This is a genomic window from Mycobacterium montefiorense (assembly GCF_025823255.1).
GTDB lineage: Bacteria > Actinomycetota > Actinomycetes > Mycobacteriales > Mycobacteriaceae > Mycobacterium > Mycobacterium montefiorense.
In genome coordinates, this window is sequence record NZ_JACKVL010000015.1 from 113324 (window position 1) to 126987 (window position 13664).

The 13664-nt window shown below is 66.0% G+C and carries 11 protein-coding genes; 8 read left to right on the top strand and 3 right to left on the bottom strand.

Annotated features, from left to right (window positions below):
- Nucleotides 1-9: 9 nt before the first annotated feature.
- The 3 genes from H7K34_RS19555 to rpmF all read right to left on the bottom strand — a co-directional run bounded on the left by H7K34_RS19555 (nucleotide 10) and on the right by rpmF (nucleotide 2492).
- Nucleotides 10-1569 carry a HAMP domain-containing sensor histidine kinase gene (locus tag H7K34_RS19555; protein ID WP_264063739.1) on the bottom strand — a complete coding sequence of 520 codons (1560 nt, stop codon included), beginning with the start codon at nucleotides 1567-1569 and terminating at the stop codon, nucleotides 10-12.
- Entirely contained in the window at nucleotides 1569-2255 is a 687-nt protein-coding gene (locus H7K34_RS19560) for a response regulator transcription factor (protein ID WP_108925643.1), read from the bottom strand. The genes H7K34_RS19555 and H7K34_RS19560 overlap by 1 nt, the downstream gene beginning before the upstream one ends.
- A gap of 63 nt (nucleotides 2256-2318) precedes the next feature.
- Nucleotides 2319-2492 (bottom strand): 50S ribosomal protein L32, encoded by a 174-nt coding sequence (gene rpmF / locus H7K34_RS19565; RefSeq protein WP_036471323.1) that lies wholly within the window; start codon nucleotides 2490-2492, stop codon nucleotides 2319-2321.
- A 248-nt stretch (nucleotides 2493-2740) separates the two neighbouring features.
- On the opposite strand from rpmF, the gene H7K34_RS19570 reads away from it, so the two are divergent.
- The 8 genes from H7K34_RS19570 to H7K34_RS19605 all read left to right on the top strand — a co-directional run bounded on the left by H7K34_RS19570 (nucleotide 2741) and on the right by H7K34_RS19605 (nucleotide 13664).
- Nucleotides 2741-4453, top strand: coding sequence for an acyclic terpene utilization AtuA family protein (locus H7K34_RS19570; RefSeq protein WP_264063740.1), 1713 nt, complete (start codon nucleotides 2741-2743; stop codon nucleotides 4451-4453).
- Nucleotides 4450-5598 (top strand): acyl-CoA dehydrogenase family protein, encoded by a 1149-nt coding sequence (locus H7K34_RS19575; RefSeq protein WP_264063741.1) that lies wholly within the window; start codon nucleotides 4450-4452, stop codon nucleotides 5596-5598. The genes H7K34_RS19570 and H7K34_RS19575 overlap by 4 nt, the downstream gene beginning before the upstream one ends.
- Before the next feature lie 2 nt (nucleotides 5599-5600).
- Nucleotides 5601-7190 (top strand): acyl-CoA carboxylase subunit beta, encoded by a 1590-nt coding sequence (locus H7K34_RS19580; RefSeq protein WP_264063802.1) that lies wholly within the window; start codon nucleotides 5601-5603, stop codon nucleotides 7188-7190.
- 5 nt (nucleotides 7191-7195) lie between these two features.
- Nucleotides 7196-9202 (top strand): acetyl/propionyl/methylcrotonyl-CoA carboxylase subunit alpha, encoded by a 2007-nt coding sequence (locus tag H7K34_RS19585; RefSeq protein ID WP_264063742.1) that lies wholly within the window; start codon nucleotides 7196-7198, stop codon nucleotides 9200-9202.
- A complete protein-coding gene (locus H7K34_RS19590) occupies nucleotides 9203-10369 on the top strand; it encodes an acyl-CoA dehydrogenase family protein (RefSeq protein ID WP_264063743.1) in 1167 nt (388 codons plus the stop codon).
- 10 nt (nucleotides 10370-10379) lie between these two features.
- Nucleotides 10380-11189 (top strand): enoyl-CoA hydratase family protein, encoded by an 810-nt coding sequence (locus H7K34_RS19595; protein ID WP_264063744.1) that lies wholly within the window; start codon nucleotides 10380-10382, stop codon nucleotides 11187-11189.
- Between the two features lie 75 nt (nucleotides 11190-11264).
- Nucleotides 11265-11864, top strand: a complete 600-nt coding sequence (locus H7K34_RS19600) for a DUF1707 SHOCT-like domain-containing protein (RefSeq protein WP_264063745.1) — start codon at nucleotides 11265-11267, stop codon at nucleotides 11862-11864.
- Between the two features lie 321 nt (nucleotides 11865-12185).
- Complete coding sequence (locus H7K34_RS19605; protein WP_308203153.1) at nucleotides 12186-13664, top strand: condensation domain-containing protein; 1479 nt, start codon at nucleotides 12186-12188, stop codon at nucleotides 13662-13664.

Sequence of the window (13664 nt, forward strand, 5' to 3'; positions counted from 1 at the left end):
TAACTGCATCTACCTTGCGCGCGCGGACTGAGAGTCCACTGAGATAACGCTCGTCGTACCCCGAGAGTTGCGTGCATCGCCATCCGTGGGTACGGCGGGGTCGGTCTTGGCGGCGCCGTTCGCGCCAACCTCACAGTCGGTCCCGGCCGTCGGATACGCCGAAACCGGCAATGGCCGGCCAGGTAGCAGCACGTAAATCGACGTTCCCGGAGGATGACCGTCCGAAACAGTGTCCTCGACGCGCAGCAGTCCGCCGTGGTTGAGCACCACCTGCTTGACGATGGCCAACCCCAGTCCCGAACCCGGCAGGGCCCGCGCCGTCGTCGACCGGTAGAAGCGTTCGAACACCAGCCGCCGCTCGTGCGGTGGGATCCCGGGGCCGAAGTCGGAGACCACCAGCTCGGCATGCGACGGGTCGAGCTGGCGCATCCGGACACCGACGTGGGCGCCCGGCGGGCTCCACTTGGCCGCGTTGTCCATCAGGTTCAGCGCCGCGCGCGACAGGCCGGCGTTATCGCCGTAGACCTGCCAGGGAATCACGTCGACATCGAAGTGAATGTCGTTGCGGCGCCGCCTGACTCGCTCCAGACTCCGATCGATGACCTCGGACATGTCGACCGGCTCGTGTACCACCTGGCCGGCATCGTCTCGGGTGAGGTCCACCAGATCGCCTACCAGAGTGGACAATTCTTCGATCTGCGCCAGCACGTCGGTGCGCAGGTCGACCATCTCCTGTTCGGGTAGCCGCGGGGCGCCGGGTTCCATCGACGCCATCAGCAGTTCGACGTTGGTCCGCAGCGACGTCAGCGGGGTACGCAATTCGTGGCCAGCGTCGGTGACCAGCCGTGTCTGCCGTTCCCGGGACTCGGCCAGCGCCCGCAGCATCAGGTTGAATGCCTCAGTGAGCCTTGCTAATTCGTCGCTGCCGAAGACCGGAATGGGCCGCAGGTCGTCGGTACGAGCCACCCGCTCGGCCGCTTCGGTCAGGCGGGCGACCGGACGCAACCCGGCCCGAGTGACCATCCCGCCGGCCACGGCGGCAACCGCGACACCGATGCCGCCGACGATCAGCAGCACCCAGCGCAGTTTGGTCATCACCGCTTCGGTGGGCTTGAGGCTCTTGGAGATCAGCAGCGAACAGCCGTTGGGCATGTGGATGGCCAGGATTCGCTGGTCGGAAGCAGTGCGACGGGACATGAACAAGTCGCCTCGAATGACCGCCTTCTCCGGGGAATCGACCGGCAACGTCTGCCCGGGCTGTTGCGCGGTGTAGATCGAGTGGCCGGGGTTCACCAGCATCGCGTTGACGTCTGAGTACGCCGTGCCCTCGATGGCCTTTGCCGGGTCGGCGGCCAGCGAACCACTGGCGATCAGCAGCTGTGCTCGACTGTCCAGCTGGTTGTCGATGTCGCTGTAGAGCGCAGCCGCGACAACCGCGTACACGGCGAACGCCATCAGCACCACGACCATGGCCACCATCGACATCGCCAGCAACATCACCCGCCACCGCAGCGACAACGAACTGGGGGCTCGCAGCGGTGCGCGCCGACGTCGTTGGTACCGAATCATCAGGGCGGTGTCTCCCGAAGGACGTAGCCCACGCCGCGCACCGTGTGGATCAGCCGCGGCTCACCGTCAGCTTCGGTTTTGCGGCGCAGGTAACCGACGTAGACCTCCAGCGCATTGCCCGAGGTGGGAAAGTCGAAGCCCCACACCTCCTCGAGGATGCGGCTGCGGGTGAGCACCCGGCGCGGATTGGCGATCAACATCTCCAGCAGCGCGAACTCGGTGCGGGTCAGGCTGATCCGGCGCTGTCCACGGGTGACTTCACGGGTCATCGGGTCCAGGGCCAGATCGGAGAACGTCATCGTGACCGACTCGGCGTCGTCGTCGGGCTTGGTGCGGCGCAGCAGCGCCCGCATCCGGGCCAGCAGTTCCTCCAGAGCGAACGGCTTGGGCAGGTAGTCGTCCGCGCCGGCGTCCAGGCCGGCGACCCGCTCGGACACCGAATCGCGGGCGGTGAGCACCAGGATCGGCAGATCGTCGCCGGTGCTGCGGAGGTGGCGGCAGACCTCAAGCCCATCCAGGCGCGGCATCATCACGTCAAGCACGACCGCGTCGGGCCGGTCGCTGGAGATGATCTCCAGCGCTTCCACCCCGTCATGGGCCAACTCGACGGAATATCCGTTGAAGGAAAGCGACCTGCGCAACGACTCGCGGACCGCGCGATCGTCATCGACGACAAGAATGCGCACGGCCACTAGTTTCGTCCTAGGGCCTGAGAGCGGGCTGAGAGGCGCGCCGGGTATTTGCCGAGATTAGCGTCGGTCGAGATCAATGAGGCCCAGGCGAGCAGCCTTGAGCAGTCGACGCGGCACCTTGTGCTTCTGGCCGGCGACCGTCACACCGACGAGCTCGGTCTTTTCGGCCTTCCACTGCGAGCGGCGGCTACGGGTGTTCGAGCGCGACATCCTGCGCTTGGGTGTGGCCATGGTCGGGCCTTACTCCTCGGTGTGGGGTTTGCGGTCGTGCGTCGCACGGAATGACCAGTACGGCCGACGGCGACGATTGCTCTCAAGAATAGTCGGTGACCTGCTGGTGGCCAAAACGGGGCGTGCGGCCTGCGCGGCTATGACACCAGCGCCGAGGCGGGCATCCTTGACGTGACACCGGCGGTACCCGCTAACCTACCGGGTGGTTGGTTGGTCGAGCATCGGTAATTCCTGAATGGAGGACGCCAATGGCCTCTGCTTCCGGGCGTTCCGGTGCTGTCCGGATCGCGAACTGCTCGGGGTTCTACGGCGACCGGCTGGCAGCGATGCGCGAGATGCTGACCGGCGGCGACGTGGACTACATCACCGGCGACTACCTGGCCGAGCTCACGATGCTCATCCTGGGCCGCGACAAGATGAAGCACCCCGAGCGCGGCTACGCCAAGACGTTCCTGACCCAGCTCGAGGACTGCCTGGGCGAAGCCCGCGATCGCGGGGTGCGCATCGTGGCCAATGCCGGCGGCCTCAATCCCGCCGGACTGGCCGAGGCGATCCGGGTCCTGGCCGAGCGCCTGGGCATCGCCGCCCGTATCGCCCACGTCGAGGGCGACGACCTGGCGCCGCGGGCGGCGGAACTCGGTCTGGGCACACCGCTGACGGCCAACGCCTACCTGGGCGCTTGGGGCATCGTGGACTGTCTGGGCGACGGAGCCGACGTCGTCGTCACCGGCCGGGTCACCGACGCGTCGGTGATCGTCGGGGCGGCGGCCGCGCATTTCGGCTGGAGCCGCACCGACTACGACGAGCTCGCCGGGGCGGTGGTCGCCGGTCACGTCATCGAATGCGGCGTCCAGGCCACCGGCGGCAACTACGCGTTTTTCACCGAGGTGCCCGACCTGTCCTACGCCGGGTTCCCGCTGGCCGAGGTCAACGCCGACGGGTCGTCGGTGATCACCAAGCACGCCGGCACCGACGGCCTGGTCAGCGTCGACACCGTCACCGCGCAGCTGCTCTACGAAATCACCGGCGCCCGCTACGCCAATCCGGACGTCACGGCCCGGATGGACACCGTCGAGCTGTCCGCGGACGGCCCGGACCGGGTGCGCATCAGCGGTGTGGTCGGTGAGCCGCCGCCGCCCACCCTCAAGGTCTCGCTCAACAGCATCGGCGGCTTCCGCAACGCGATGACCTTCGTGTTGACCGGTCTGGACATCGAGGCCAAAGCCGAGCTGGTGCGCCGGCAACTCGAGGCCGGGCTCACCGTCAAGCCCGCCGAGCTGGAGTGGACGCTGGCCCGCACCGATCACCCCGACGCCGACAGCGAGGAAGCTGCCAGCGCGCTGCTGCGCTGCGTGGTTCGCGACCCGGACTCCGCCAATGTCGGGCGCCAATTCTCGGCGGCAGCAGTCGAATTGGCGCTTGCTAGTTATCCGGGCTTCCACGTGACCGCACCGCCGGGCGATGGCCAGGTCTACGGTGTCTTCACCGCGGGCTTCGTCGATGCCGCCGCGGTGCCGCACATCGCGGTGCACGCTGACGGTGCGCGCGTCGATATCCCTTGCGCCACCGAAACTTTGGAGCTATGCGCCGCCGCTCCCCCGCCGTTGCCCGACCCACTGCCGGCGGGGGCGACCCGGCGCGCGCCGTTGGGCCGCATCGCCGGCGCCCGCAGCGGCGACAAGGGCGGCTCGGCCAACGTCGGGGTGTGGGTACGCACCGAGGACCAATGGCGTTGGCTGGCCAATACATTGACCGTCGACCTGCTCAAGGAGCTGCTGCCCGAAGCGACGGACTTCGACGTCACCCGCCACGTGCTGCCCAACCTGCGCACGGTGAACTTCGTGATCGAGGGCATCCTCGGTCAGGGCGTCGCCTACCAAGCGCGGTTCGACCCCCAGGCCAAGGGGCTAGGCGAATGGCTGCGCAGCCGCCACGTCGACATTCCGGAAGGGCTTTTGTGAATCTTTGGAACACGCCGGAGCGCGAGCAGCTGCGAAAGACGGTGCGCTCGTTCACCGAACGCGAAATCCTGCCCCACGTCGACGAGTGGGAACGCACCGGCGATCTGCCGCGCGACCTACACCGTCGCGCGGGGGCGGCCGGGCTGCTGGGCGCCGGGCTGCCAGAAGCGGTCGGCGGTGGCGGCGGCGACGGCGCCGACGCGGTGCTCATCTGCGAGGAGTTCCACCAGGCCGGTGCCCCGGGCGGTGTCTTCGCGTCGCTGTTCACCTGTGGCATCGCGGTACCGCACATGATCGCCTCGGGTGATCAGCGGCTGATCGGGGAGTTCGTGCGACCGACGTTGGCCGGCACCATGATCGGATCCCTGGCCATCACCGAACCCGGCGGCGGGTCAGATGTCGGGCATTTGCGCACCACCGCGGTGCGTGACGGGGATCATTATGTGGTCAACGGCGCCAAGACCTACATCACCTCCGGCGTTCGCGCCGACTATGTCGTGACCGCAGTGCGCACCGGAGGTCCTGGCGCAGCGGGGGTTTCGCTGCTGGCAGTCGAGAAGGGCACACCAGGCTTCGAGGTGAGCCGCAAGCTGGACAAGATGGGCTGGCGGTCGTCTGACACCGCTGAGTTGTCCTACACCGACGCCCGGGTTCCGGTGGCCAACCTGGTCGGCGCCGAGAACAGTGGTTTCGCCCAGATCGCGCAGGCATTCGTATCTGAACGTATCGGCCTCGCCGCACAAGCATATTCGAGTGCGCAACGTTGTCTGGACATCACCGTGCAGTGGTGTCGCGACCGCGAGACGTTCGGCCGCCCGCTGATTTCGCGGCAGTCGGTGCAGAACACCCTGGCCGAAATGGCCCGCCGCATCGACGTTGCCCGGGTCTATTCACGCCACGTGGTCCAGTGCCAGCTCGCCGGCGAGACGAATCTGATCCCGCAGGTGTGCTTCGCCAAGAACACGGCCGTCGAAGCCGGCGAATGGGTGGCCAATCAAGCCGTTCAGCTCTTCGGCGGCATGGGCTATATGGCCGAATCCGAAGTCGAACGCCAATACCGGGACATGCGGATCCTGGGCATTGGCGGCGGAACCACCGAAATACTGACCGCACTGTCCGCCAAACTCCTGGGATTCCAATCATGACCGTGCTGCAGTCCACCCTCGACCCGAAGGCGCCCAGCTACGCCGACGCGGCCGAAACCATGATGGCCAAGCTAGCCGAGATCGACCTCGAGCACGACAAGGCGCTCGCGGGCGGCGGAGCGAAATACACGCAGCGCCACCGCTCCCGTGGAAAACTCACCGCGCGCGAGCGCATCGAACTGCTGGTGGACCCGGACTCGCCGTTCCTCGAGCTGAGCCCGTTGGCCGCTTACGGCAGTTCGTTCACCCTGGGGGCGAGCGTGGTGGTCGGCATCGCTGCGGTCGAGGGCGTCGAGTGCCTGATCGTCGCCAACGACCCGACCGTCAAGGGCGGCACCAGCAACCCCTGGACGCTGAAGAAGATCCTGCGGGCCAACCAGATCGCACGTGAGAACCGGCTGCCGGTCGTATCACTGGTGGAGTCCGGTGGCGCCGACCTGCCCACCCAGAAAGAGATCTTCGTCCCCGGCGGCCAGATGTTCCGCGACCTGACCCGGCTGTCGGCGGCCGGCATTCCGACCATCGCGCTCGTCTTCGGCAACTCGACGGCCGGCGGTGCCTACATCCCCGGCATGTCCGATCACGTGGTGATGATCAAGGAACGCTCGAAGGTGTTTCTGGCCGGTCCCCCGCTGGTAAAGATGGCCACCGGCGAGGAATCCGACGATGAATCGCTCGGTGGTGCCGAAATGCATGCCCGCACTTCGGGTCTGGCTGACTACTTCGCCGTCGACGAGCTGGACGCGATCCGCATCGGGCGCCGGGTAGTGGCCCGGCTGAACTGGCGCAAGCTCGGGCCGACACCGCGACCGGTGACCGAACCGCGCTTCGATGCCGAGGAGCTGATCGGCATCGTGTCGTCGGATCTGCGCATCCCGTTCGATCCGCGTGACGTGATCGCGCGCATCGTCGATGGCTCCGAATTCGACGAATTCAAGCCGATGTACGGCTCGTCGCTGGTGACCGGCTGGGCCACCCTTGGCGGCTATCCGATCGGCATCCTGGCCAACCACCGCGGTGTGCTGTTCAGCGAGGAGTCACAGAAGGCTACCCAGTTCATTCAGCTGGCCAACCGCTACGACACCCCACTGTTGTTCTTGCACAACACCACCGGATACATGGTCGGCAAGGACTATGAAGAGGGCGGCATGATCAAGCACGGGTCGATGATGATCAACGCCGTCTCCAATTCGACGGTCCCGCATATCTCGCTGCTGATCGGCGCGTCCTACGGAGCAGGCCACTACGGCATGTGCGGGCGGGCGTACGACCCGCGCTTCCTGTTCGCCTGGCCCAGCGCCAAATCCGCGGTCATGGGCGGTGTACAGCTGGCCGGTGTGCTGTCGATCGTGAGCCGCGCGGCCGCCGAAGCCCGCGGGCAGCAGGTCGACGAGGATGCCGATGCCGCGATGCGGGCCGCCGTCGAGGGCCAGATCGAGGCCGAATCGCTGCCGATGGTCTTATCCGGCATGCTCTACGACGACGGGGTGATCGACCCCCGCGATACCCGCACGGTACTGGGAATGTGTCTGTCCGCCATCGCGAATGGCCCGATCAAGGGGACGTCGAACTTCGGCGTCTTCCGGATGTGAGCCCCATGGGAATCACTCGAGTACTGGTTGCCAACCGCGGCGAGATCGCCCGCCGGGTCTTCGCGACCTGCCGGCGACTCGGTCTGAGCACCGTCGCGGTCTACACCGACCCGGACGCCGCGGCCCCGCACGTCGCCGAGGCCGACGCTAGGGTCCGGCTGGACAGGACCAACGACTATCTCAACGCCGAGGCCATCATCGCCGCCGCCCGTGCCGCCGGCGCCGACGCGGTGCACCCTGGCTACGGATTCCTTTCGGAGAATGCCAATTTCGCGGCTGCCGTCGAAGACGCGGGCCTGACCTGGATCGGGCCGCCGGTGGGCGCGGTGCGGGCAATGGGCTCCAAGATCGAGTCCAAAAAACTAATGGCCTCGGCCGGGGTGCCGGTGCTCGACGAACTCGACCCCGACTCGGTCACGCAAGCGCAGCTGCCGGTGCTGGTCAAGGCCTCCGCGGGCGGCGGTGGCCGCGGAATGCGTGTGGTCCGCGAGTTGTCAGCTCTGGCAGGCGAAGTCGCCGCGGCCCAGCGCGAAGCGCAGTCCGCGTTCGGCGATCCGACCGTGTTCTGCGAGCGATATCTGCCGACCGGCCACCATGTGGAGGTTCAGGTGCTCGCCGACACCCACGGCACCGTGTGGGCCGTCGGCGAACGGGAATGCTCGATTCAGCGGCGCCACCAGAAGATCATCGAAGAAGCGCCCTCGCCGTTGGTGGAACGCATTCCAGGGATGCGGGCCAAGTTGTTCGATGCCGCCCGGCTGGCCGCCGGTGCGATCGGCTACGCCGGTGCCGGGACGGTGGAGTTCCTCGCTGACGACGACGGTGAGTTCTTCTTCCTGGAGATGAACACCCGGTTGCAGGTTGAGCACCCGGTCACCGAAGAGACCACCGGGCTCGACCTCGTCGAATTGCAGATCGCGGTCGCCGACGGCGACCGTCTGGATGCGCAACCTCCTGTCGCCCAGGGCCATTCGATTGAAGCCCGGCTCTACGCCGAAGACCCCGCGCGGGGCTGGCAGCCGCAAGCCGGCGCGGTGCACGCCTTCGACGTGCCGGGCACCCGGGCGCAGTTCGGCCCGCTTGCCCGGCGCACCGGAATCCGGCTGGACTCCGGCATCGTCGACGGATCAACTGTGTCGATTCACTACGACCCGATGCTGGCCAAGGTCATCTCATACGCGCCGACCCGGCGCCAAGCCGCGCTGGTGCTTGCCGACGCCCTGGCTCGGACGCGACTGCACGGGCTGCGCACCAACCGCGAGCTGCTGGTCAACGTGCTGCGGCATCCGGCGTTCCTCGAAGGTGCCACCGACACCGCATTTTTCGACACCCACGGCCTGGCACAGCTGTCGGCGCCGCTGGGCGACAACGGCGTCGTGCGTATGTCGGCGATCGCCGCTGCGCTCGCCGACGCCGCGCACAGTCGCGCGACGGCCGCCGTGTTCGGCTCGATGCCCAGCGGCTGGCGAAACCTGACCTCGGGCTATCAGGTCAAGACCTACTGCGACGACGCGAATACCGAGCACCGGGTCGAATATCGTTTCACCAGAACAGGATTAGTGCTGGCCCGCAATGAACCGGTGCAACTAGTCTCATTGGCACCCGATGAGGTGGTGCTCGCCGATGCCAACGGGGTGGCGTGCAGCTTCACCGTTGCTCGTTATGCCCGGGACGTCTACGTCGACTCGGCGCGTGGGCCGGTTCATTTGGACGCGGTGCCCCGGTTCCCCGAGCCGGGTTCCTCCGTCGCCAAGGGGTCGCTGGTGGCGCCGATGCCCGGTAACGTCATCCGGCTCGGCGCGCAGGTGGGTGACGGCGTCACAACCGGTCAGCCGCTGATCTGGTTGGAGGCAATGAAGATGGAGCACACCATCACCGCGCCGTCCGACGGCGTGCTCAGCTCACTGAACGTCACGACCGGTCAACAAGTCGAAGTCGGGGCCGTCCTGGCAATAGTCGAAGCACCCGGTGACGCCTCTGAAGAAAACGGCCAAGCAAAAGGAGATTCTTAAATGACCGATACCAGCTTCATCGAAAGCGAGGAGCGCCAGGCGCTGCGCAAGTCGGTGGCCGCGTGGGCGTCCAACTACGGCAGCGAGTACTACTTGGAAAAGGCGCGCGCCCACCAGCACACCGATGAATTGTGGTCCGAGGCAGGCAAGCTCGGCTTCCTCGGGGTGAACCTGCCGGAGGAATACGGCGGCGGTGGCGCCGGAATGTACGAGCTGTCACTGGTCATGGAGGAAATGGCCGCCGCGGGCAGCGCGCTGCTGCTGATGGTGGTCTCGCCCGCGATCAACGGCACCATCATCAGCAAGTTCGGTACCGAGGAGCAGAAGAAGCGCTGGATTCCATCCATCGCCGACGGCACGTGCACGATGGCATTCGCGATCACCGAGCCCGACGCCGGGTCCAACTCCCACAAGATCACCACGACGGCGCGCCGGGACGGCAGCGACTGGATTCTCAAGGGCCAGAAGGTCTTTATCTCCGGTATCGACCAAGCGCAGGCCGTGCTGGTGGTGGCTCGCTCCGAGGAAGCCAAGACCGGCAAGCTGCGCCCGGCGCTATTCGTAGTGCCCACCGACTCTCCCGGCTTCACCTACACCCCCATCGAGATGGAGCTGATCAGCCCCGAGCGCCAGTTCCAGGTCTTCCTGGACGATGTCCGGCTGCCCGCCGATGCACTCGTCGGGGCCGAAGACGCCGCGATCGCACAGCTTTTCGCGGGCCTGAACCCCGAGCGGATCATGGGCGCATCCAGCTCGGTGGGCATGGGCCGGTTCGCACTGGACAAGGCCGCCGACTACGTCAAGACCCGCCAAGTGTGGGGAACGCCGATCGGCGCACACCAAGGACTGTCACATCCGTTGGCGCAGTGCCACATTGAGGTCGAGTTGGCCAAACTGATGTTGCAGAAGGCCGCAACACTCTACGACAGCGGCGACGATGCGGGCGCAGCGGAGGCCGCCAATATGGCCAAATACGCTGCGGCCGAAGCGGCTACCCGTTCGGTGGATCAGGCCGTGCAGTCGATGGGCGGCAACGGGCTGACCAAAGAGTACGGAGTTGGGGCGATGCTGACTTCGGCCAGGCTGGGGCGGATCGCGCCGGTCAGCCGCGAGATGGTGCTGAACTTCGTCGCACAGACATCCCTGGGCCTGCCCCGAAGCTACTGAAGCGCGACTAATGGAAAATCGTTTAGTCGAATACGCCGGGCCGGATACCGTCGCGGGTCCGTTCGCCCGGCTGACGCTGAACTCGCCGCACAACCGCAACGCGTTGTCGACCACTCTGGTCAGCCAATTGCACCAGGGATTGCAGGATGCGGCAGCGGATCCGGCGGTGCGGGTGGTAGTGCTCGGCCACGCCGGCGGCACGTTCTGCGCTGGAGCGGACCTCAGCGAGGCCAGCGGCGGTAGCCCCTTGGAGATGGCGTCGGCACGGGCCCGGGAGATGACCGCACTGCTGCGCGCCATCGTCTCCTCGCCGCTGCCGGTCATCGCGGCCGTCAACGGTCATGTTCGCGCGGGCGGATTCGGCTTGGTCGGCGCCTGCGACATCACGGTGGCCGGGCCGCGCAGCACCTTCGCGCTGACCGAGGCGCGCATTGGTGTCGCCCCGTCGATCATCTCGCTGACACTGCTGCCGAAGCTGTCAGCGCGGGCAGCGGCTCGTTACTACCTGACCGGCGAGACGTTCGACGCGGGCGTGGCCGCCGAGATCGGATTGGTCACGATGGCCGCAGACGACGTGGAGGCCGCGGTCGCCAAGCTGGTCGCCGACATCGGGTGCGGGTCGCCCCAGGGGCTGGCGGCATCCAAGGCGCTGACGACGTCCGCTGTACTCGCCGGATTCGACCGCGATGCGCAGCGGCTTGCTGAGGAATCCGCGCGGTTGTTTGTCTCCGATGAGGCGCGTGAGGGCATGCTTGCGTTCCTGCAGAAACGTCCGCCCAGTTGGGCCCCGCCCGCTAATGACGATGCCGGCCGCGATTAACCGGGGCGTAGGCGGATGGTTTCGATTTAGCCAACCCTCTTGCAGCAAAAGTTGTACGTCGTACGCTCGTGGGTGATGAGCGATTCGGCGCGCAACGATGCGAAGGAAGCCCCCGGTGATTTGTCGCGGGCGGCTGATACCGATCGCATCCAAATTGCACAATTACTGGCCTATGCGGCTGAGCAGGGTCGCTTGCAGCTCAAAGATTACGAAGACCGCTTGACCAGGGCCTATGCGGCGACGACCTATGAAGAGCTGGACAAACTGCGAGCCGATTTGCCTGGACCGCTAAGCCCACGCCGGGGCGGTAACCCGAATCCGGCGCCGTCGACGCTGCTGCTGGCGCTGCTGAGCGGATTCGAGCGTCGCGGGCGATGGAATGTACCCAAGAAGCTGACCACGTTCACGCTGTGGGGCAGCGGGGTGGTGGATCTGCGCTACGCCGATTTCACGTCGACCGAAGTCGATATCCACGTGGTCTCGATCATGGGTGCGCAGAACATCCTGCTGCCGCCGGAGGTCAATGTCGAGATCCGCGGCCGCGGGGTGATGGGCGGTTTCGATCGCGAGATCGTCGGCCAAGGTACGCCCGGCGCACCAAGAGTGAATATCCACGGCTTTTCGCTGTGGGGCGGTGTGGGTATCAAGCGCAAAGCCCGCAGACCCCACCAATAATCCGACGCCACTTGCCCCGATATTCAGGCGCCATCCCGATCGGGCGGTAAAGGCTACTGGCACCGCGGTGAAAATGCGTGGGATTGCATATCTTCGCAAAAGCCCGAAATAGCCTCATCTGTCGACTAGCGTCCAGGCCAGCGGCTCGGGGGGGTACAAGCGACGTCCAAGGTTTGGGCGCAGGCACATCGGGAAGTGCGTCGCAAGAATTCCAGCGCGAAGGGTGTAGTAAGGCTGCGCGAAAAACCATGCGCGAATTGCCTTTCCGCCACTCGCACGCCGCACAGGGAATGTCGGCATCAGATACAGCGAGGCTGGGAAATGGTCGCACTCGGGAACATCAACAAATGGCAACCGCCGCATGGTCCACTCACCATGTGGACGGCCCTACCCACGGCGTATGAAGCGGCTCGTACCGCGCGCCGGAGTGATCTGGCGCCGAGTTACCAACAGGCGCAACATCTCTGGTCCGCCTACCACGGCAAGGCAACGGACAGGCAGCTACCGCGCCTGATGGTCGTGGCGTGGGACATCGCCGGCGAGTGCGACATTGCGGCAATGACCACGGCGATCAACGCCCATGTCCGCCGCCACGACACCTACCACAGTTGGTTCGAATTCGAGAACGGCGTCATCGTGCGCCGCGCGATCGACGACCCCGATGCCATCGATCTGATGCCCGTGTCGTGGGGTCAGATGACGCCTGACCAAGTTCGGACCCACGTCTTGACGACGCCTCGTGAAACGCTCGAATGGGGCTGCTTCACCTTCGGCATCGTCGAGCACACCGACTATTTCACCTTCTACGCCAGCGTCGACCACCTGCACATCGACGGCCTGTCCGCCGGCGTCATCTTCTTCGACATCCACCTGACGTATCAAGAACTGACGCAGGGGACGGCACACCAGTCCGGCACGCCTGCCCAGCTCAGGAGCTACTGCGACTACACCGCGCGCCAGCGCGAGAAGGTTGGCGCCCTGACTCTGTCCTCCCCGGAGATCAAGGGCTGGATCGATTACGCGCGCGACACCGACGGCAACTGGCCGAGCTTCCCACTGCCGCTGGGAGACACGTGGAGTAGCACCGCAGGCGACTTGGTGACCGTCGAATTGTTGGATACGGCCCAAACAGAGGCGTTCGACGCCACCTGCGTCACGGCCGGTGCCCGGTTCCTCGGCGGAGTCCTGGCGTGCACGGCATTGGCCGAGCATGAATTGACCGGCAATGAGATCCATCACGGCTTCACCGCCCGCGACACCAGGACACCGGGCATCGACACCATGACGGTGGGTTGGTTCGCGAGCATGGTTCCGGTCACCGTGCCGGCCGCGGGCGTCTCATTCCCTGAGGCAGCCCGCGCCGCCCAGAAGTCGTTCGACGCAGCCAAGGACCTTGGTCATGTGCCGGTCCAGCGAGTGCTGGAGTTGGCGACACCGGACGAGTTGGGCATCAAGCTGCCCACGCAACTGCCGATGATGTTGTCTTTCCTCGATTTCCGCAAGATTCCGCTGAACGGCTTGTGGGCGGAGACGAAATTCGGTACCTACGGCGACAGTCTGTCGGCGGGCGGTGTCAACGTGTGGATCAACAGGCATGCCGAGCGAACGACCGTAACGATCTCCTTCCCGGACAACGAGATAGCGCGTGAGTCGGTGCACCAGTACATCGAGACATTGCATCGGATCTTCGCCCGCGTCGTCGGCAAGACCCGGGAAGCGTCGATCACGGTTGGCACCGTGGTGAATTCGGACGGACTGTACGCCCTTGCCCCTACGGAAGACGACAACGAGGCGGCCTAG